Origin of the sequence: Klebsiella sp. WP3-W18-ESBL-02 (assembly GCF_014168815.1) — a bacterium.
Lineage (GTDB): Bacteria > Pseudomonadota > Gammaproteobacteria > Enterobacterales > Enterobacteriaceae > Kluyvera > Kluyvera ascorbata_B.
Genome location: NZ_AP021972.1, coordinates 5,131,456 through 5,153,229, shown reverse-complemented (window position 1 = coordinate 5,153,229; position 21,774 = coordinate 5,131,456). Strand labels below are relative to the sequence as shown.

Here is a 21,774-nt window from a genome sequence, read left to right as displayed (position 1 = left end):
ATCGCATTTTTAGGCAGTAAAACCTGATCATAACTAGCGTAAATGTTACTCTCCTATAAACCACTGTCCATTAATCACGGAGCGAAAAATGGCGACGCACTTTGCAAGAGGGATCCTTAAGGACGGGCATCTACTGTCGGTTCGGCTATCATCCACCAGCCATAACATCGCACGCCAGCTACCGGCACACCGCCGCACGCGTTACCTGGCTTCACGCGCGCTGTTAGCCGAGCTGCTGTTTATGCTGTATGGCATCAGTGAATTACCGGAAATTGTCACGCCTGATGAGGGCAAGCCGCACTTTAAGGATAGCCACCTGCCTGATTTTTCCATTTCCTATGCGGGTAATATTGTCGGCGTAGCGCTAACGACCGAAGGCCGCTGCGGCCTGGATATGGAACTGCTGCGCGTGCTGCGTAACACGCCGCAGGCCACAATAATGGAAAACTACCGCTTTACCAGTAATGAAAATCTGTGGATCAACAACCAGAACGACCCGCATGAAGCGCGCGCACAGCTGATTACGCTGCGCCAGAGCGTGCTGAAAATGACCGGCGACGTTCACCGCGACTCCCCACAAATGCTCCAGCTGCTGCCCGGCTCCGGCCGCCTGCGCGCCGCGCATACCGAGCAGCTCGAAGCGATATGCGATGCCGAAGATATTCTGGTGTGGTCGCTGTCTGCCTCACCCTCGATTGAAAAATTGAAGGTATGGGAGTTTGACGGTAAGTACGGCTGGCGCAGCCTGCCCGACGCTCAGGCGCGGGCCAACGAACCGGCCGCGCGGTTGATGAGATTCACGAGCCTTCCGGCAGAGAAAGCGCTTATACTCAACTGATTCGGCTGGGAAACAGCCTCATGATGCAAAGGAGTAATCATGTCTGAAGCGTTGAAAGTAGTTACGTTATTGGGAAGCCTGCGCAAAGGTTCATTTAACGGTATGGTGGCACGCACCCTGCCGAAAATCGCCCCGGCGGGCATGAGCGTTGAAGCACTGCCGTCCATCGGCGATATCCCACTGTACGATGCCGATCTCCAGCAAGAAGAAGGGTTCCCACAGAGCGTTGAGGCGCTGGCTGAGCAAATTCGTCAGGCCGACGGCGTCGTTATCGTGACGCCCGAATACAACTATTCCGTCCCGGGTGGGCTGAAGAACGCTATCGACTGGCTGTCCCGTATGCCGGACCAGCCACTGTCCGGTAAACCGGTACTGATTCAGACCAGTTCGATGGGCGCTATCGGCGGCGCACGCTGTCAGTATCACCTGCGCCAGATTCTGGTGTTCCTGGATGCGATGGTGATGAACAAGCCGGAGTTTATGGGTGGCGTGATTCAGAACAAAGTCGACCCGCAGCTGGGTGAAGTGATCGAGCAAGGTACATTAGATCATCTGGCCGGTCAGTTGACCGCGTTTGGCGAGTATATTCAGCGCGTAAAAGCGTAAGTTCTTTAAAAACCCTCACCCCGATGGGGTGAGGGTTCACTTCATCAGTGTGCGTCAATAAACACAATCTTCAGTACAAACAGCAGCGCGACAACAATCACGCACGGGCTGAGGTCGCGGAAACGACCGGTACCGATTTTCATCACGCAGTAAGAGATAAAGCCCAGTGCAATCCCTTCGGTAATTGAGAAACTGAACGGCATCATCACGGCGGTAATAAACGCCGGAACGGCTTCGGTCAGATCATCCCACTTCACGCGCGCCAGGCTGGAGGTCATCAGCACCCCAACGTAGATCAGCGCACCCGCAGCAGCGTAGCCCGGTACCATGCCTGCCAGCGGCGACAGGAAAATAACCAGCAGGAACAGAATACCCACAACCACTGCCGTCAGCCCTGTGCGGCCGCCCACGGAGACGCCAGAGGAGGATTCAATGTACGCGGTGACGGAAGAAGTACCAATAAAGGAACCGGCAACGGAGGACACGCTATCGACGAACAGCGCCTGCTTCATACGCGGGAACTTACCTTTCGCATCGGCCAGCCCGGCTTTATCCGTTACGCCAATCAGGGTACCGGAGGAATCGAACAGGTTAACCAGCATAAAGGAGAAGATGACGCCCGCCAGTCCCAGGTTAAACGACCCGGCCAGATCAACGTGGCCCACCACGGTGGTGATGCTCGGTGGCGCAGAGACGATGCCGCTGTAGTGCACATCGCCCAGCATCCAGCCCAGCAGAGTGGTGACTACGATAGACACCAGCACCGCCGCGTGGATATTGCGCGACGCCAGAATCGCAATGATAAAGAAGCCCAGCACGCCCAGCAGGACGCCGTGCGAGGTCAGGTTACCGATGGAAACCAGCGTGTCCGGGTTTGCGACGATGACGCCGGCGTTTTTCAGCCCCATCATGCCGATAAACAGGCCGATACCGCTGGTGATCCCCACGCGCAGGCTGACCGGAATATTGGCAATCATCCAGTAGCGGACGCGGAAAATGGTCAACAGCAGCAGGCCAATGGCGCCCCAGAAGATAGCACCCATACCGACTTGCCAAGGCAGCCCCATGGCCTGCACCACCACGAAGGCGAAGAAGGCGTTCAGGCCCATCGCTGGCGCCAGCGCGACCGGCAGGTTAGCAAATACGCCCATCAGGATACTGCCCAGCGCCGCAATCAGGCAGGTGGTCACGAACACCGCGCTGGTATCCATGCCGGCAACGCCAAGAATTTGCGGGTTTACGAAAACGATGTAGACCATCGTCAGGAAGGTAGTGAAACCGGCGATCACTTCGGTGCGTGCCGTTGTGCCATGCTCGCGCAGTTTAAACACGCGCTCCAGTATCCCCTGACCGGAAGTTGCCGGGGTGGTGTGTTGTTGACTCATTATCTATTTCCGCAGAAAGGGAGGAAAATTCGTCGCTATCCTATACCAAAATGCGACAATAGGCGCGGTTGTGAGATATTTTTTTTCATTGGTTTTGCTTATACGGCAACGATTGCGTCTCTCAATTCAGCATCAGGTAAACGTTAAACTTGTTAAAAAGGAAATGACATGTCCGGAGTTGAAGCGGTTTTTTTCGACTGTGACGGTACGCTGGTCGACAGCGAAGTGATCTGTTCACGGGCCTACGTCCATATGTTCAAAACATTTGGCATCACGCTCGATCTGGAAGAGATTTTTAAACGTTTTAAGGGCGTAAAGCTCTACGAGATCATCGATATCATCAACGCAGAGCACGGGGTTAACCTGGCGAAAGCGGATCTGGAGCCGGTTTATCGCGCCGAGGTCGCACGCCTCTTCGACACCGAGCTGGAGGTGATTGCCGGCGCCAACGCGCTGTTGGATGCGGTAAGCGTACCGATGTGTGTGGTCTCTAACGGCCCGGTCAGTAAAATGCAGCACTCGCTGGGTAAGCTGGGCATGTTGCATCATTTCCCGGAAAAGCTGTTCAGCGGCTACGATATCCAGCGCTGGAAGCCCGATCCGGCCCTGATGTTCCACGCGGCAAAGGCGATGAACGTCAACGTTGAGCACTGTATTCTGGTAGATGACTCCTCTGCTGGCGCCCAGTCGGGCATTGATGCAGGCATGGAGGTGTTCTACTTCTGCGCCGACCCGCACAACAAACCGATTAACCATCCAAAGGTGACGACGTTTACCGATCTCGCGGAACTGCCTGCGCTGTGGAAAGCGCGCGGGTGGAATATTGTCGGTTAAACCGTAGGCCTGATAAGCGAAGCGCCATCATGCAGCATTACGCAGAATGCCGGATGGCGGCGTAACGCCTTATCCGGCCTACAACAGCGGCGCCGGGTGCTCCCGGCGGCCGCTTATTCCTTAGGATCTTTCCCCGCCAGCAGCTTGTCCAGCTCATCGCCGCCCACGTGGCGGAAATCCTGCCCCTTCACGAAGTAGAAGATGTATTCACAGATATTCTGGCAGCGGTCGCCGATACGCTCGATGGAGCGTGCGCAGAACAGCGCGGTCAGCACGCTTGGGATCGTCCGTGAGTCTTCCATCATGTAGGTCATCAGCTGACGCACAATGCCTTCATATTCCTGGTCCACTTTCTTGTCTTCACGGTAGATACGTACCGCTTCATCAAGATCCATACGCGCGAACGCATCCAGCACATCGTGCAGCATCTGCACGGTGTGACGGCCCAGCGACTCCAGGCTGACCAGCAGCGGCTGGTGTTGCTGGGAAAATTTCTCCAGCGCGGTGCGACAGATTTTGTCCGCCACATCGCCAATACGTTCCAGCTCGGCGATGGTTTTGATAATCGCCATCACCAGACGCAGGTCGCTCGCCGTAGGCTGGCGTTTAGCGATGATACGCACACAGGCTTCATCAATCGCCACTTCCATCATGTTGACGTGCTTGTCGCCGTCGATAACGCGCTTCGCCAGCTCGCTATCCTGGTTGTGCATCGCGGTAATAGCATCAGAAAGCTGCTGCTCAACCATGCCGCCCATGGTCATGACCTGGGTGCGGATGCTTTCCAGTTCTGCGTTGAACTGGCCGGAAATATGTTTATTAAGATTTAAATTGTCCACAGTTCTCTCCCGATCAACCGTAGCGGCCAGTAATGTAGTCTTCAGTTTGTTTCTTCGCAGGCTTGGTGAACAGATCGTCCGTGTTGCTGAACTCAATCAACTCGCCCAGATACATAAATGCCGTGTGGTCGGAGCAACGTGCAGCCTGCTGCATGTTGTGGGTCACGATCACCACGGTGTAATCCTCTTTCAGCTCGGTGATAAGCTCCTCGATACGCCCGGTGGAGATCGGGTCGAGCGCGGAACACGGCTCATCCAGCAACAGCACTTCCGGGCGAATGGCGATACCGCGCGCGATGCACAGACGCTGCTGCTGACCACCGGAAAGAGAGTACCCGCTCTGGTGCAGTTTATCTTTGGTTTCATTCCATAATGCGGCCTTGGTCAAGGCCCACTGCACGCGCTCGTCCATATCGGTGCGCGACAGCTTTTCAAACAGGCGTACGCCGAAGGCAATGTTGTCGTAGATAGACATCGGGAACGGCGTCGGCTTCTGGAAAACCATGCCGACCTTGGCGCGCAGCAGGGCGATATCCTGGGTGTTGGTGAGAATGTTGTCACCATCCAGCAGAATTTCACCTTCCGCACGCTGCTCCGGGTAAAGCTCAAACATTTTGTTGAAGGTACGCAGCAGCGTTGATTTGCCGCAGCCCGACGGTCCGATAAACGCCGTCACCTGGTTTTTGGCGATATCCAGGTTGATGTTCTTCAGGGCATGGAATTTGCCGTAGTAGAAGTTCAGGTCACGTACTGAAATCTTACCCGGAGTCGTGTTAACCATACTCATCTCAATCTCTTCCTCATCATGCCTGATGGCGCGCAGCTTTCAGGCCTACATCTATGTCATTCGTAGGCCGGATAAGGCGTTTACGCCGCCATCCGGCAAGGCAATAAACTTAACCGTGTTTCTTCTTCGCGAAAATGACGCGCGCCAGAATGTTCAGCAGCAGGACGCACAGCGTGATAATCAGCACCCCGGCCCAGGCCAGCTGCTGCCACTCAGCAAACGGGCTCATAGCAAATTTAAAAATGGTGACCGGCAGGTTGGCGATGGGCTGCATCATGTCGGTGCTCCAGAACTGGTTCGAGAGCGCGGTAAACAGCAGCGGTGCCGTTTCACCAGCAATGCGCGCAATCGCCAGCAGGATACCGGTCATGATCCCGGAGATAGACGCTTTTAGCGTAATGGCGGAGATCATCTTCCATTTCGGCGTACCCAGCGCATACGCGGCCTCACGCAGGCTATCCGGCACCAGCTTCAGCATGTTTTCGGTGGTACGAATGACGATCGGCACCTGTAACAGCGCCAGCGCAATCACGCCCGCCCAGCCGGAGAAGTGCTGCATCTGCGCCACGACGATGGTGTAGACAAACAGGCCCACAACGATCGACGGAGCGGAAAGCAGAATGTCGTTAATAAAGCGGATAACCTCGGCAAGCCAGGACTTACGCCCGTACTCGGCCAGGTAAATGCCCGCCATAATACCCAGCGGGGTACCAAACACGGTGGCCCACAGAATCAGCAGGCCGCTGCCCGCGAGGGCGTTAGCCAGACCGCCGCCGGCGGTGTTTGGCGGCGGCGTCATTTCGGTAAACAGCGCCAGCGACATGCCATCGATCCCGCGGGTGATGGTCGCCATCAGGATCCACACCAGCCAGAACAGGCCGAAGATCATGGTGGCCATAGAGAGCGTCAGCGCAATGCGGTTCTTCATGCGGCGTCTGGCCTGCATTTTGCGACGGGACTCTGCCAGCGCAGCGGTGTTTTGCATTTCCAGCGTAGCCATTAGCGTGCCCCCTCATTCTTCGCGAGGCGCATGATCATGAACTTCGATGCGGCCAGTACGATAAAGGTAATCGCAAACAGGATCAGGCCCAGTTCCATCAGCGCAGACACGTGCAGGCCAGATTCCGCTTCGGCGAATTCGTTCGCCAGCGCGGAGGTAATGCTGTTGCCAGGCATATACAGCGAGGCGCTATCGAGCTGGTAGGTGTTGCCGATGATAAAGGTCACCGCCATCGTTTCACCCAGCGCGCGGCCCAGGCCGAGCATGACGCCGCCTATCACCCCGTTTTTGGTGAACGGCAGAACGATACGCCAGATAACCTCCCAGGTGGTGCAGCCGATGCCGTAGGCCGACTCTTTCATCATCACCGGGGTTTGCTCGAACACATCACGCATTACGGCAGAGATATACGGGATGATCATGATGGCGAGGATAACCCCGGCCGCCAGGATACCGATACCAAATGCCGGGCCGGAGAACAGCGCGCCGACAAACGGGATGTTAGAAAGAATATTGCCGACCGGCTCCTGGAAGTAGGTCGCGAACAGCGGCGCGAAGATAAACAAGCCCCACATGCCGTACACGATACTGGGGATGGCCGCCAGCAGCTCAATGGCGATACCTAACGGGCGTTTGAGCCAGTTTGGCGCCAGTTCGGTCAGGAAGAGTGCGATACCGAAACTCACCGGAACGGCGATCAGCAGCGCGATAAAGGAGGTCACGAGCGTACCGTAAATCGGCACCAGCGCGCCGTAAATGTCGTTAGGCGCATCCCACTCTTTGGTCCACAGGAAGGCGAAGCCGAACTTCTCCATACTGGGCCAGGAGGAGATGATCAGAGAAACGATAATCCCGCCCAACATCAATAGCACAATCAGCGCAGCCAGTCTTACCAGCGCGCTGAATATCATGTCACCCTTTTTACCCGGTGGGTTAAAAGCAGGCTTAGTTGCAGCCATAAATCACTCTTTCCAGTTTAAAATCCGCCACGACGCTGACAGCTGCCCGGCGTTGCCGCCGGGCGACCGTCATCAGTACAGCGCTTTACCGCTGCTGTCTTTTACGTTGGTTTTCCATGCAGCACGAACCTGCTCAACCACGCTTTCCGGCAGAGAGGCATAATCCAGTTCGTTAGCCTGTTTGCCGCCGTTTTTGTACGCCCAGTCAAAGAACTTCAGCACTTCAGCGCCCTGCTCTGGTTTCTTCTGCTCTTTGTGGACCAGGATAAAGGTGGTGGAGGTAATCGGCCACGCGTTATCACCTTTCTGGTTGGTCAGGTCCTGCGCGAAGGTTTTGCTCCAGTCAACGCCTTTAGCGGCGTTAGCGAAGTTGTCTTCGGTTGGGCTAACCGGTTTGCCATCAGCAGAAACCAGCTTGGTGTAAGCCAGGTTATTCTGCTTAGCATACGCGTATTCAACATAGCCGATGGAGCCCGGCAGACGCTGTACGAACGCCGCAATACCGTCGTTACCTTTACCGCCCAGACCGGTCGGCCAGTTAACGGTAGAGCCCGCGCCAATTTTAGATTTCCACTCTTCGTTCACTTTCGCCAGGTAGCTGGTGAAGACGAAGGAGGTGCCGGAACCGTCAGCACGACGGACCACGGCGATATTCTGAGAAGGCAGCTTCACGCCCGGGTTCAGTTTGGTGATGGCTTCGTCATCCCACTTCTTAATTTTACCCAGGTAGATGTCGCCCAGCGTTTTACCGTCGAGCACCAGCTCGCCGGATTTCAGGCCAGGGATATTAACGGCCAGCACCACACCGCCGATCACGGTCGGGAACTGGAACAGGCCTTCCTGCGCCAGTTTTTCGTCAGACAGCGGAGCATCAGATGCGCCGAAATCCACGGTGTTAGCGGTAATTTGTTTTACGCCACCGGAGGAGCCGATACCCTGGTAATTGACTTTATTACCGGTTTCTTTCTGGTAGGTATCCGCCCATTTGGCATACACCGGCGCAGGGAAAGTTGCACCCGCGCCCGTCAGGCTTGCTGCTGCAAAGGCAGAGAAAGCGCTCATCGATAAGGTCGCGGCGACAACAGTTGCGACAGTGGTACGCATAACTTTCATAATGTCTCCTGCAAGAATTCGTAAATCGTTGTTTAGTGGCTACGATGAGCAAAATAGGACAAACAGGTGACAGTTATATGTAAGGTTTATGACAGTTTAATGACAGCAAACACGTAAAACATAACTAATTGATAATTATGAAAAATAATTCACGTGGATTCTTGTTTTTTTTGAATAAGACGGGTTCAGAATGGCAAATATGACAACGGCTGTCATAAACAGCCGTTGTGCTTGAAGACGTTAGTTTTTAATTTCCATGATGATCGTGGCATTGGCGTTAAAGGTACCGGGTTTTGGCCTGGCGCCGGTGGCGCTACCGGGCGCGGCAGAGAAATTGAACTCGCCATCTTCTTCACCCAAACGCGAACGTTTTCCCATATCTGTTTCCATGCGCCCGCCGTTCACATCAACTTCTTTATCGTATTCATCATAAATCTTGATTCCAACATCGTCGTTTGATGTCTGTAACATTGTGGGCGATGCCGCCGTCTGCGTCGCATGTAGCGAAACTTCAACATCTTGCCCAGCCGCCATTCCCGTACACTTCACCGATGCTTTGATCGGAATTTTACGGCTGGTTATCGCCGAACCCGGCGTTGACGAAAATTCAGAAGCCGGTATTTTTTCAAAATTGACTTCAATCACTTGCCCACCGTTAACTTCACACTCCTGTGGAGCGGTGATATCCCCCTGAATATAAACATCCGCAGCAAAAGCATGTCCATAGAAACTCAGGGCGGTAATTAGTAAAAAACTATTGAGTCGTTTCAAGTTAACATCCCTTTTATTGACAACGAACCGGCATTTGCAGCAGTTCATTATTTTTCGGCGCAGAAATGTGATACTGCGCAGTACAGGTTCCCTGACTCCCCGCTAGCGTAAAGCGGCCTTCCAGCGGCATCCCGGATAAATAGAGTTCACCATTATCACCAACAATCCCCGTCACCGTACCTGACTCCAGGTCAGCCGAAGCCATCGCGCCAAACGGCGCGGGTTTACCATCGGGCATCGCTACCGTAAACAGAATGCGGTAACCGACATGGGTAACAAACGTTGCTTTCACCACCGCGCCGCGCGTTGGCACCAGATTAACCACGGTATTTTCCAGTTCAACATTGGCGCGCGAAAAATAATTGCTGTTAATCGCCACTCGGTTTTCATCATACGGGTTCATTTGTGTTTTCACCGTGTAGCCACGCCAGTCGGTGGATACGCCGGTGGCGTTCTCCACTGAGAGGCCATCAGCCCCCGGCGCTTCAACCAATGCCACCGTTTCTCCTAGCTCTTGCGAAAAAGTGATGCCGCCGCTGTGAACCAGAATACCGCCGCGAACTCCGTAGTTAAGGCGCTGTGAATCCTGACTATAGGCATAGCTACCGTTAACCGAGCCATAGGTACCGTCATAGCTCAGGCTGGCGTTACTGCTATAGCTGTCTTGCGGATCGCTAACCCATGATTCCTGAACGTTATAGGCAAGGTTATGATCTTCCAGCGCGGTACCGCCCAATCCGACCTGCATCGTGCTGTCATTATGATTGTTTTGCGTCAGCGAATAATTGACGTAACTGTTCTCCAGCCAGCCGGAAAGCGGTACCGAAACCGACAGCATAAAAATATGCTCATGGTTGTTCTCATTATCATAAGACTCGCTACCCGTATAACTATTGGCAGAATCGGTATAGTTCCAGGAAACGTTCCATGAAATACGCCGCCAGGTATTAGCATAACCAAACTGAACCAGCCGCTCGACGTCATCCGTTTTCCAGTACTGCTGCCGGCTCACCGTCAGGTAAATATTACCGTAACCCCGGGCAAAAGATTGCGACCACGTCCCCTCAATCCGGCTACGTCGGTTGCCAGTCATCCAGAAATCTTCATCCTTATTCTGCCGAGATGCCCATTCATTGAGCGTGTAATATCCTTCCGTGGAGTAACGGTATCCAACCAGACGGAAATTCGTATCGGTTTCATCAAAACGCTTAGAATAGAGAAAACGATAGGATTGGCCGGTTTCATCGCCTCCGTCGTCAAATCGAGCGTGAGCATGTGTGACATCAAATGAAAGCGCGCCGAGAGATCCCATATCTTTCCCCATCCCCATTGCCGCAGAAGCATAATCATTCGCTATCTGCGTGCCGCCATACAGCGTCAGGCCCCATGGCAAACCATGAAGAACCTGAGCCTGTAGGACGTTGGGCGTAAAACCGCTCTCATCGCGCATTTCACCGACGCTAATGTCCACATCGGTTTGTCCTTCACGCTTAAGAATGGCCAGTGAAGCATAGGGCTGAGTGAAATGCTGCTCGCTGCCATCCTCTTCTTTGATAGTCACCTCAAGGTCGCCACCACCGCTGGTGGTATTCAGATCGGTGATTTCAAACGCACCTTGCGGCACTGCCGACTGATAGATAACGTAATTATTCTGCCGGATGATCACCGTCGCATTGCTTTTAGCGATACCACGCACTACCGGCGCAAAGCCGTTCTGGCTGGATGGCAACATATCATCGTCGGTATACAACCTTGCCCCGCGGATTTGCGTACTGTTAAAAATATCACTCGCCGTCCAGGTATCTCCTAGCATGATCTGGCTACGTAGCGCGGCAATATCTCGCTGAAGGTAGCTACTGATAGAGTGGTATTCAGTACTATTTTCCGTCGCGTTTAAAGTACTGTAGTTACGTAACCGCCAGGCGCCGATATTCAGACCGTTGCGTAAGTTGAGGTAATAGCTGTCATCCTCAGAGGAGTCATAATTAGATTTTAACGTGTGTGACCCTGAGAAATCATAGTTAACCATCAGCGCATTAATCCCCTGATCCCAGCGAGAGGGGCTGATATAATCATACGCCGAACTATCCAGGTAAATTTGTGGTATGGATATATTTAACGCCAATTTATTAGCATCGAAAAACCAAGAAGATCCATCAATTAATGGAGCAGGATTTATGCAAGCACTATCATCAATATTATTAAGTGCCTTAACCGCATCAACTTTTACGCCATAGGAAGACAAAACATCTTTTACGGTAATAAAGCAAGGATGAAGTTCACCCTCTGGTGAATCCTGAATAAATTTAATATCCTGCCGTTCAAAAAAACGACCGTTAATTACCACATCAACTTTATAATTATCAGGAGGAAGAGCATTGGAACGGTTAAACTGGCGGATATCAATATTGACAGGATGATCGATTTCCAGAAGGTTCGGGTTAAATAAAGTATCCTGTGCCATGCTCTGAAAAGCAGCGCTCAGGAATACACCAGAAACCAATACGATGCAGTAACGCGAATCAATCATCGTGACATCCTTATCGGGTAACTAAAGCGCCTGTTTGATAGGATCGCTGACCGCACCGTAATCGTTAATGAATTTCCATACCAACGTCCGGCCTGAAGCACCGGCTGGGATATCCAGCGTCAGGGTTTCAAAAGGCCTAATCATATTCAATGAGATATCTTTCCCATCAACCGCAACGCTCATTATATTGATATGAATCGGATTCTGATTTGTTACCACCAAATTATTTCCCTGGTGCTTCCAGGTGACGTTGGCAATCGCTTTTTCCGGTGTGATCGTTATCGATGTAGGACGCCAGAAAAGTTTAATTCGAGTTTTGATAGCGATTTCAAGAGAGCTTCTCTCTTGATTATCACCAGATGGAGGTATATTTTTAACATTAAACCAAAAAACAGATTCACGGTCTTCAGGAAGACTGCCTGATGTTTTCACAATACGTAAAATTTTCTCCTGGCCTGCCTCAAGACGAGATACCGGAGGTATTGTTGTAAACGGTGGTTTACTTTTATCATCTTTGCCAAATGGATCGACCCATGATTGAATTAAATAGGGTAGTTTTGTTTCTTTATTATAGATAGATATTGTTGCATCAGGTGCGTTACCAGGAAAAATAATTCGTGTACCACCCACCACAACACCGGAAAAAGATAACGATGAATAAAATGAACAAAGCAGAAATAATATTACATTAATAAAATTACCGGACATACACACATCCAAAAAAGTAAAAAGACGCTCGCCTCAATAAAGACAAAGGGATAGCACAGTGACGAGCGCCATCTAATTAACAATAAAAATCAAAATAAAATAATGATTCCTTATATTACTTCACATATTCCACAGTAAACTGAGAATCAGCATTAGCAGTACCGGCAGTGACGCTTGCAGCAGTTGCAACATAACGTGCGATAAATGGCATAGCAGCTTTACCAGAAACAATCGGGGTTTCAGCCGATTTTTCATACAGCTTAACCTGAGAGTTGTCAGCTTTGTTATAGATACGAATGGCCACGCCAGTTGCGGTAACAGGTGCGGGTTCAGTACCGGTATAATCACCAGGGTTTGAAGTATTTAGCGGATTACCAATAGCCAGATCGCCATTACCACTAGCATCTTCAGTGCCGTCAAAGCGTACGGCAGCTTTAGTATACGTATCTGGGCACGATTTCAATTTGATATCAAAAGCCATCGGCGCGGCGGTAGAACCTGCACCGGTGAATGCAGTGCGGTTTACTTTACCTAAGTCGACATTCTGATCTTTGGTATCTGAGGTCACTTCACACGTACTGTCAATCACTTCACCACGGAAGTGGACAGTACCATCAGAGGCCATCGCATGTCCGAGAAAAAATACTGAGGACAATGCTAAAGAAATAGCCGTTAATTTTCCTTTCATTTTAGACTCCATAAACATTGATTATAATAACCACTATTTTTATCGATAATATACATAGAGGTTTAATTGCAGGATGATGATACATCTGGAGTCAAATTAGTCACAAGATAAATAAATTAATTTCCAGAATGAAAATTTATTTATTCCGGTGGAATAATTGTAATATTTCAATACCACACGTAAAACCAAAGACAAAATATATATATAACACATTTAAATTATACACATACATTAAGATTCTTGCATAAAATGCATGATAATTCAGAATAAATTTATACCAGAGTAAAAATAACGCTAAAGAAATCAATATCAAAAAGATAAAAATAGAATAATCATTATTCCGGTATTTTATTTGCATTTTGTGCTATGGTTAAGTTTCGAACGAAAAATCACACGATTATTGTGTCATGTCACCAATAAAAAAAAGGCCGCTATGCGGCCTTTTTTACCAGAGAGTAATACCTTATTCGACTGTCACCGATTTCGCCAGGTTACGCGGCTGATCCACATCGGTGCCCTTAATCAGCGCCACGTGGTAAGACAGCAGCTGCAGCGGCACGGTGTAGAAGATAGGCGCAATCACCTCTTCGACGTGCGGCAGTTCGATGATATGCATGTTATCGCTGTTGCTGAATGCCGCATCCTGATCGGCGAAGACATACAGCTCACCGCCGCGCGCGCGCACTTCTTCGATGTTGGATTTCAGTTTTTCCAGCAGCTCGTTGTTCGGCGCGACAACAATCACCGGCATATCGGCGTCAATCAGCGCCAGCGGGCCGTGCTTCAGTTCACCCGCCGCATACGCTTCTGCGTGAATGTAGGAGATCTCTTTGAGCTTCAATGCCCCTTCCAGTGCGATGGGGTACTGATCGCCGCGGCCCAGGAACAGCGCGTGATGCTTGTCAGAGAAATCTTCTGCCAGCGCTTCAATGCGTTTATCCTGTGAGAGCATCTGCTCAATACGGCTCGGCAGCGCCTGCAAACCGTGGACGATATCGTGCTCAACGGACGCATCCTGACCTTTCAGACGCGCCATTTTCGCCACCAGCAGCAGCAAAACGGTCAGTTGAGTGGTAAATGCTTTGGTCGACGCGACGCCAATTTCCGCACCGGCCTTGGTCATGATCGACAAATCCGACTCGCGCACCAACGACGAACCCGCCACGTTACAAATCGCCAGCGAGCCCAGGTAACCCAGCTCCTTGGTCAGACGCAGACCTGCCAGCGTATCGGCGGTTTCTCCGGACTGCGACAGGGTGATCACCAGGCTATTCGGGCGCACGGCCGATTTGCGGTAGCGGAATTCAGAGGCGATTTCGACGTCGCACGGCATACCGGCCAGCGATTCAAACCAGTAGCGCGCGACCATGCCCGAGTTATAGGACGTTCCGCAGGCGATAATCTGAATGTGCTCAACCTTAGCGAGCAGCGCATCGGCCTCTGGCCCCAGCTCGCTCAGATCCACCTGACCGTGGCTGATACGCCCGGTTAAGGTGTTTTTGATCGCGTTCGGCTGCTCGTAGATCTCTTTTTGCATGTAGTGGCGGTAGATGCCTTTATCACCCGCATCATACTGCACGTTGGATTCAATATCCTGACGCTTCACTTCCGCGCCAGTCTTATCGAAAATGGCCACGGTACGACGGGTAACCTCCGCGATATCGCCCTCTTCCAGGAAGATAAAGCGACGGGTGACCGGCAGCAGCGCTAATTGGTCAGAAGCGATAAAGTTCTCGCCCATGCCCAGACCGATAACCAAAGGACTGCCGGAACGCGCTGCCAGCAGCGTGCTCGGATCGCGAGAATCCATGATCACCGTACCGTACGCTCCGCGCAGCTGCGGAATCGCGCGAAGCACGGCTTCACGTAATGTACCGCCCTGTTCCATTTCCCAGTGCACCAGGTGAGCAATCACTTCGGTGTCGGTCGCTGAAACGAAGACATAGCCGCGTGCTTGCAGCATTTCACGCAGCGGTTCGTGGTTTTCGATGATGCCGTTATGCACCACCGCAATGTGATCAGACACATGCGGGTGCGCATTGCCTTCTGAAGGTTCACCATGCGTTGCCCAGCGGGTGTGAGCGATACCGGTGCCGCCTGGCAGCGGGTGCTCTTCCGCAGCCTGTGCCAGCATCTGGACTTTGCCCAGGCGGCGCAGGCGGGTCATATGCCCTTGCCCATCGACGACGGCCAGACCGGCAGAGTCATATCCGCGGTATTCCAGACGACGAAGCCCTTCAAGAAGGATTTCAGCTACATCACGTTGCGCGACTGCGCCAACAATTCCACACATAGTTTTATGTTCCGATTTTTTACGCGTTGTCGGTCAACCTGTTGCCCGTATACCGGGCGCCCCGAGCCTTGTAGAGAATGGGGTTATTTTTATAGGTACTGCACGTTGGGCGGGAGATTATGTTATCGCCTCGCCCCTGTCTGCCTGATGGCGGCTACGCCTTATCAGGCCTACAAAAAACTACTTCTTCTTCACCGGACGCTGCCAGCCTTGCTTGTGTACCTGCGGTACGCGGCTCAGCACCAGCTCATTATCGGCCACATTACGGGTAACCGTGGTTCCTGCGGCGATGGTCACGCCGTTACCGATGGTGACCGGTGCCACCAGCTGGCTGTCGGAACCGACGAACACGTCGTCGCCGATAATGGTTTTAAACTTGTTCGCACCATCATAATTGCAGGTGATAGTCCCTGCGCCGATGTTAACGTTGTCGCCAATTTCCGCGTCGCCGAGGTAAGTCAGATGACCGGCCTTCGAGCCCTTGCCCAGACGCGCTTTTTTCATTTCGACAAAGTTACCGACGTGTGCCCCTTCCAGCAGCTCAGCGCCGGGACGCAGACGAGCAAACGGCCCGATAGTACAGGCCGCCTCGAGAACGGCATCTTCTACAACGCTGTATGGACTAATTTCGCAGCCATCACCGATGGTACTGTTTTTAATGACGCAGCCGGTACCGATTTTGACGCGGTTGCCCAGCACGACGTTGCCTTCAAGAATAACGTTAGTATCAATCTCAACATCGCGCCCATGCGTAAGCGTGCCGCGCAGGTCGAAGCGCGCGGGATCGCGCAGCATCACGCCTGCCAGCAGCAATTTTTCTGCCTGTTCGGACTGATAAATACGCTCAAGACGTGACAGCTGCAGGCGGTTATTCACGCCGTCGGTTTCACTGATACGCGCCGGATGAACCGCAGCAATCTCACGCCCTTCGTGGTACGCCATCGCGATAATATCGGTGATATAGAACTCGCCCTGCGCGTTGTTGTTGTCGAGCTTCGCCAGCCAGCGTTTGAGATCGGCACCGTTCGCAATCAGAATGCCGGTGTTAATTTCACGAATCTGGCGCTGCTCTTCACTCGCATCTTTCTGCTCCACGATGCCAGAAACTTTACCGTTTTCGCGGGTAATACGGCCATAGCCGGTTGGATCGTCGAGCACGACCGTCAGCAGACCAATGCCGCCCTGCGGCTTCGCTTCACGCAGGCGCTGCAGCGTTTCCACCGAGATCAGCGGCACATCGCCGTACAGCATCAGAATATCTTCGTCATCAGCAAAGAACGGTGCCGCCTGCTGCATGGCGTGGCCGGTACCCAGCTGTTCAGCCTGAAGCACCCAGTTCAGGTTACCTTCCGTTAAGGTTTGCTTCAGTAAATCGCCACCGTGGCCGTACACCAGGTGCACCTGGTTCGCGCCGACATGGTTAGCGGCGTCAATGACATGCTGCACCATGGGTTTTCCCGCCAGGGTGTGCAGCACTTTCGGAAGTTCGGAATACATGCGTGTGCCTTTGCCAGCGGCAAGGATCACAACGCTCATGGTACGGTTAGACATAGGTATCCTGTCTGTAGATTAAGTATGAAGTAAACCGGGTTATCGTTGAAAATTCTACATATTTTGCAGCATGAAATGGCCTGCCGATAAAACGTTCAACATTCCCTTTAGCACTGTTTTTCTTTCCTTATTTTCGTCCATATCAAATCCATTTGTCTTGTAAGAAATCAGACCAACAGTCTGATTCTACGCTATCTCACTGCTTATCCTGTTTTTTTGCCACCTGAATAAAGAACGCGTCTAATTAAAACAGCGTTTTATTTACTCATTATTGTGACGAACAAAAAAGAAACAGCGTTTTGATTTGGTGATAATTACGGCGCTCAACCATTCAGGAAGATAATATGAACAAGAAGATACCTCTGGCTCTTACCCTCTGTAGCGCAGCGCTCTCTCTCTCCGCGCAGGCCCAGACGCCCCAGCAATGGAAAGCGATCGCTTTTGGGCAGTCCACCGACGTCAACTTCTCCTCCAACGTACTGGCGGAGAAAGTGGGCGTGAATAACGTTACCATCGACGGTAAGACGCTGACACCACAGCAAATTGCCGATCTCAGTAAACCCATCACCATTGAAAGCCGCGGCGGAAAAATCGCCAACTCTCATGATGGCCTGACCTTCTTCTACACCACACTGCCTACCGATAAGAACTTTGTTCTTTCGGCAACGGTCACCGTGGATCAGTTCGGTCCGGAAAATGGCGCCAGGCCAGCAGCACAGGAAGGCGCAGGCCTGCTGGTGCGCGATATCATCGGTATTCCGCGCCAGGAGCCGCTGAAAGAAGGCTATGAAGAGTTCCCCGCTGCGTCAAATATGGTGATGAACGCCATCATGACGCAGGATAAAAAGGATGATTACCGCGTGAAGCTCCAGGCGATTGCACGTAACGGTATTACTCAGCCGTGGGGCAACGCCGGTTCTGAGATCAAAAAGGTCAGCTATAAAGAGGGGATCGATCTTCACCAATCACCAACCTTCCGCCTCAAGCTCGAACGCACCAACGACGGCTTCATCACCGCCTGGGCTCCAGCCAATAGCGAAGAGTGGGTGAGCGAACGCGTACCACATGCCGATCTCATTTCCGTTCAGGATAAGCAACAATATTACGTCGGCTTCTTTGCATCACGTAATGCCAGGATTACCGTCAGCAACGCGTCATTAACCACCTCAGCGGCCCAAACCGTCGCCTCTAAACCTTTCGTCGCCAAATCGTGGCCGGTGGTAATGCAGATAGCCTCTGGCAGTAAGAGTCAGACGCCAACGTATACCCTCCAGGCACGTGCTAACTACGACGGGCAGTTCACCGTACGGCAAAATGAAGTGGTGATCGGGGAGAATAAAGCGGTTAAAGCCGGCGAAATGTTCACCCTGCCGGCCCGGCTGAAAGACAACAATACGTTCCAGATTAGCTTCACCCCCACCAGCGGCAAAGATCGTTCACCGGTTGAGCAGCAGCTGACCGTAAGCCAGGAAAAAGGCATTACGGCTACCACGCTGTATGCGGCAGCAGACGGCAAGGTCGACGCCAAAGGCACTGAGGGTTCGCCATTAGATTTGAAAACGGCAATTGAGCTAGTGCCACCGGGCGGAAAAATTGTGCTCGCTGCGGGTGATTACCCGAAGACCGATATTCCGCTGTCCGCTAGCGGCCTTGAAAACGGCCATAAAACGCTAGAGGCATCCGGAAAGGCGGTTATCCACGGTATGCTGCTTGACGGCCACTACTGGACGCTGCGCGGTATCGATATCACCGATAAGAGTCTGCGTATTCAGGGGAGCCACAACCTGATTGAAAACGTCAGCGCTTACCGTAATGACGATACCGGGATTCAGATATCTTCGGCAGATAAGATTGGTCGCCCGCTGTGGGCCAGCTACAACCGGGTGGTGAATTCCGAGTCTTATAGCAACGAAGACCCGGGTAAGATTAACGCCGACGGCTTCGCCGTGAAGATGCGCGTGGGTGAGGGTAACCGACTGGAAGGCTGCTATTCCCATGATAACATTGACGATGGGTACGACCTGTTCAACAAGATTGAAGACGGTGCCAACGGCGTGGTCGTGATTGAAAACTCCATCGCCCGTAATAATACCAGCAATGGCTTTAAGCTAGGCGGCGAAGGCCAGCCGGTCGCCCATGAGATCCGCAATAGTATTGCGGTTGGCAACCATCTCGATGGCTTCACCGATAACTTCAACCCGGGCAAGCTGGTGGTCGTCAACAACGTTGCGGTCGATAACCAGCGCTTTAACTTTATCTTCCGCCCGAGTCCTTACGGCGATCCCGCCACCCAGGGCGTGTTCAGCGACAACATTTCGCTGCGCAGCCAGCCGGGGAAATACGATGATGCCGTTGTTGGCAATATCGATGCCACCAACTACTTTATCGAGCAGGGTAAAAGCGTGAATACCGAAGGGAAGGAACTGCGCGCGGAAGACTTCCAGTCTCTGTCGTTACCGCAGCCGCTGAAGCGTAATGCGGATGGAAGTTTTGATACCGGGAATTTCCTGACTAAGGATTAATGTGGTCTGTCATGTAGGCCTGGTAAGCGCAGCGCCATCAGGTATGCCGCGAGCACATTGCCGGTTGATGGTGTAAACGGCTTATCCGGCCTACAAAATACAAAGGTCGCCGTGAGGCGACCTTCTTCGTTTTGGGTTCTGTTTACACCGCGTGTGTTGTGGTTTTCGTTAGCGGTACAGCGCTTAACAGAACGGCATCTGACCTACAGGTGAGGCGGTCAGTGCGGTCATCAACCTTACAGGTTGAAAGTACCGAAAGAGATGTTCATAGAGCTGAAGAGAGCGATGATTTTGTTGATCAGTTTCATGATTTTTATCCTGCGATAGTAGTGATATTTTTTGTGACTCAACTCACAAAACGAAGTCTACTCCTCCAGATTTTTTCGATCAACAGTTTTGTGACCTTAATCACAAAATATTTAAAATACCTTTTCAGTTTCATTTAAATTAAAACAAGACATAAAAAAAGCCAGTCTGGAAACCAGACTGGCTTTTTGACTTTCAAGCCGGTGTTACATCGCTTTTTTGGTCAACTCGATAACGCGCAGTTTAGCGATCGCTTTGGCCAGTTCCGCAGACGCCTGAGCGTAATCCACGTCACCATGAGAGCTCTTAATGTGCTCTTCGGCCTTACGTTTCGCTTCCAGAGCTCGCGCTTCGTCGAGGTCCTGACCGCGAATCGCGGTATCAGCCAGAACGGTCACGGTGCCAGACTGCACTTCAAGAATGCCGCCGGACAGATAGATAAACTCTTCGTGACCGTGCTGTTTAACGATGCGAATCATACCAGGCTTAATGGCGGTGAGCAGCGGGGCGTGGCCCGGGTAAATACCCAGCTCACCTTCGCTACCCGTTACCTGGATTTTCTCGACCAGACCAGAGAACATTTGTTGCTCTGCGCTGACGACGTCCAGGTGGTAAGTCATTGCCATATCACCCTCCGATTAAGGCGTTAAAGTTTTTTGGCTTTTTCCACTGCTTCGTCAATGGAACCGACCATGTAGAACGCCTGCTCCGGCAGGTGATCGTATTCGCCGTCCATGATGCCTTTAAAGCCACGGATGGTGTCTTTCAGCGAAACGTATTTACCCGGAGAACCGGTGAATACTTCTGCTACGAAGAACGGCTGGGACAGGAAGCGCTGAATTTTACGTGCGCGTGCTACCACCAGTTTGTCTTCTTCAGACAGTTCATCCATACCCAGGATGGCGATGATGTCTTTCAGTTCCTGATAACGCTGCAGAATGGACTGAACGCCACGAGCGGTGTCGTAGTGTTCCTGACCAACAACCAGCGGATCCAGCTGACGGCTGGTGGAGTCCAGCGGGTCAACCGCAGGGTAGATACCCAGGGAAGCGATCTGACGGCTCAGTACGACGGTTGCATCTAAGTGCGCAAAGGTCGTTGCTGGGGATGGGTCAGTTAAGTCATCCGCAGGTACGTATACTGCCTGTACGGAGGTGATAGAACCGGTCTTGGTGGAGGTGATACGTTCCTGCAGAACGCCCATCTCTTCCGCCAGAGTCGGCTGGTAACCTACCGCTGAAGGCATACGACCCAGCAGTGCAGATACTTCAGTACCGGCCAGGGTGTAACGATAGATGTTATCGACGAACAGCAGTACGTCACGACCTTCGTCACGGAATTTCTCAGCCATGGTCAGACCGGTCAGAGCAACGCGCAGACGGTTTCCCGGTGGCTCGTTCATCTGGCCATATACCAGGGATACTTTATCGATAACGTTGGAGTCGGTCATTTCGTGGTAGAAGTCGTTACCCTCACGAGTACGTTCACCTACGCCCGCAAACACGGAGTAACCGGAGTGCTCGATCGCGATGTTACGGATCAGCTCCATCATGTTTACGGTTTTACCTACACCCGCACCGCCGAACAGACCGACTTTACCGCCCTTCGCGAACGGACACATCAGGTCGATAACTTTGATACCGGTTTCCAGCAGTTCCTGAGAGCTGGACAGCTCTTCGTAGGAAGGTGCTGCGCGGTGGATAGCCCAACGCTCTTCTTCACCGATGTCGCCTTTCATGTCTACTGGCTGACCCAGAACGTTCATGATACGACCCAGTGTTGCTTTACCTACCGGAACTTCGATCGGGTGCTCGAGGTCTTTAACATCCAGACCGCGACGCAGACCGTCGGAAGAACCCATAGCGATGGTACGTACGATACCGCCGCCGAGCTGCTGCTGAACTTCCAGCACCAGAACTTCATTACCATTCTGCACCTCAAGAGCTTCGTACACGCGCGGTACGGCATCCTGAGGGAATTCGACGTCAACTACGGCGCCGATTACCTGGACAATTTTTCCAGTAGCCATCTTGAATCCTCTACG

Annotated in this window: 18 protein-coding genes; 4 read left to right on the top strand and 14 right to left on the bottom strand. The window is 52.2% G+C overall.

What is annotated here, in order from left to right; genetic code table 11:
* Positions 1-88: 88 nt before the first annotated feature.
* Positions 89-838, top strand: a complete 750-nt coding sequence (locus H7R56_RS24715) for a 4'-phosphopantetheinyl transferase family protein (protein ID WP_106930144.1) — start codon at positions 89-91, stop codon at positions 836-838.
* A gap of 39 nt (positions 839-877) precedes the next feature.
* Positions 878-1,444, top strand: a complete 567-nt coding sequence (locus tag H7R56_RS24710; protein ID WP_106930142.1) for an NADPH-dependent FMN reductase — start codon at positions 878-880, stop codon at positions 1,442-1,444.
* A gap of 44 nt (positions 1,445-1,488) precedes the next feature.
* Here the strand turns inward: H7R56_RS24710 and adeP are convergent, their stop codons facing one another.
* Positions 1,489-2,829, bottom strand: coding sequence for an adenine permease AdeP (gene adeP, locus H7R56_RS24705; RefSeq protein WP_106930140.1), 1,341 nt, complete (start codon positions 2,827-2,829; stop codon positions 1,489-1,491).
* 168 nt (positions 2,830-2,997) lie between these two features.
* On the opposite strand from adeP, the gene yieH reads away from it, so the two are divergent.
* On the top strand, positions 2,998-3,663 hold the full coding sequence (gene yieH / locus H7R56_RS24700; protein WP_106930136.1) for a 6-phosphogluconate phosphatase: 666 nt from the start codon (positions 2,998-3,000) through the stop codon (positions 3,661-3,663).
* A 113-nt stretch (positions 3,664-3,776) separates the two neighbouring features.
* On the opposite strand, the gene phoU is transcribed toward yieH, so the two are convergent.
* The 11 genes from phoU to glmU form a co-directional block, all read right to left on the bottom strand.
* The gene (gene phoU / locus H7R56_RS24695) at positions 3,777-4,502 is read right to left on the bottom strand and encodes a phosphate signaling complex protein PhoU (protein ID WP_012907987.1); all 726 of its coding nucleotides are present in this window, start codon (positions 4,500-4,502) and stop codon (positions 3,777-3,779) included.
* A gap of 13 nt (positions 4,503-4,515) precedes the next feature.
* Positions 4,516-5,289, bottom strand: coding sequence for a phosphate ABC transporter ATP-binding protein PstB (pstB, locus tag H7R56_RS24690; RefSeq protein WP_035893601.1), 774 nt, complete (start codon positions 5,287-5,289; stop codon positions 4,516-4,518).
* A gap of 109 nt (positions 5,290-5,398) precedes the next feature.
* Complete coding sequence (pstA, locus tag H7R56_RS24685) at positions 5,399-6,289, bottom strand: phosphate ABC transporter permease PstA (protein ID WP_106930134.1); 891 nt, start codon at positions 6,287-6,289, stop codon at positions 5,399-5,401.
* Positions 6,289-7,248 (bottom strand): phosphate ABC transporter permease PstC, encoded by a 960-nt coding sequence (gene pstC / locus H7R56_RS24680; RefSeq protein WP_106930132.1) that lies wholly within the window; start codon positions 7,246-7,248, stop codon positions 6,289-6,291. Before pstC ends, pstA begins: the two co-directional genes overlap by 1 nt.
* Before the next feature lie 72 nt (positions 7,249-7,320).
* On the bottom strand, positions 7,321-8,361 hold the full coding sequence (gene pstS / locus H7R56_RS24675) for a phosphate ABC transporter substrate-binding protein PstS (protein WP_106930129.1): 1,041 nt from the start codon (positions 8,359-8,361) through the stop codon (positions 7,321-7,323).
* A gap of 240 nt (positions 8,362-8,601) precedes the next feature.
* Positions 8,602-9,132 carry a fimbrial protein gene (locus tag H7R56_RS24670; protein ID WP_181358041.1) on the bottom strand — a complete coding sequence of 177 codons (531 nt, stop codon included), beginning with the start codon at positions 9,130-9,132 and terminating at the stop codon, positions 8,602-8,604.
* Between the two features lie 13 nt (positions 9,133-9,145).
* Entirely contained in the window at positions 9,146-11,662 is a 2,517-nt protein-coding gene (locus H7R56_RS24665; protein ID WP_106930125.1) for a fimbria/pilus outer membrane usher protein, read from the bottom strand.
* 21 nt (positions 11,663-11,683) lie between these two features.
* Complete coding sequence (locus tag H7R56_RS24660; protein WP_413782706.1) at positions 11,684-12,382, bottom strand: fimbrial chaperone; 699 nt, start codon at positions 12,380-12,382, stop codon at positions 11,684-11,686.
* A 103-nt stretch (positions 12,383-12,485) separates the two neighbouring features.
* On the bottom strand, positions 12,486-13,058 hold the full coding sequence (locus tag H7R56_RS24655; RefSeq protein WP_106930119.1) for a chaperone-usher fimbrial major subunit: 573 nt from the start codon (positions 13,056-13,058) through the stop codon (positions 12,486-12,488).
* Between the two features lie 463 nt (positions 13,059-13,521).
* A complete protein-coding gene (glmS, locus tag H7R56_RS24650; RefSeq protein WP_106930116.1) occupies positions 13,522-15,351 on the bottom strand; it encodes a glutamine--fructose-6-phosphate transaminase (isomerizing) in 1,830 nt (609 codons plus the stop codon).
* 180 nt (positions 15,352-15,531) lie between these two features.
* Complete coding sequence (gene glmU / locus H7R56_RS24645) at positions 15,532-16,902, bottom strand: bifunctional UDP-N-acetylglucosamine diphosphorylase/glucosamine-1-phosphate N-acetyltransferase GlmU (protein ID WP_106930113.1); 1,371 nt, start codon at positions 16,900-16,902, stop codon at positions 15,532-15,534.
* 344 nt (positions 16,903-17,246) lie between these two features.
* Between glmU and H7R56_RS24640 the strand changes: the two genes are divergently transcribed.
* Positions 17,247-19,424 carry a right-handed parallel beta-helix repeat-containing protein gene (locus tag H7R56_RS24640; protein WP_106930111.1) on the top strand — a complete coding sequence of 726 codons (2,178 nt, stop codon included), beginning with the start codon at positions 17,247-17,249 and terminating at the stop codon, positions 19,422-19,424.
* Positions 19,425-19,936: 512 nt separating this feature from the next.
* Here H7R56_RS24640 and H7R56_RS24635 read toward each other — a convergent pair.
* Both H7R56_RS24635 and atpD read right to left on the bottom strand, forming a co-directional pair.
* Entirely contained in the window at positions 19,937-20,356 is a 420-nt protein-coding gene (locus H7R56_RS24635) for a F0F1 ATP synthase subunit epsilon (protein ID WP_064540602.1), read from the bottom strand.
* Between the two features lie 20 nt (positions 20,357-20,376).
* Positions 20,377-21,759 carry a F0F1 ATP synthase subunit beta gene (gene atpD, locus H7R56_RS24630; protein ID WP_035893613.1) on the bottom strand — a complete coding sequence of 461 codons (1,383 nt, stop codon included), beginning with the start codon at positions 21,757-21,759 and terminating at the stop codon, positions 20,377-20,379.
* Positions 21,760-21,774 lie beyond the last annotated feature (15 nt).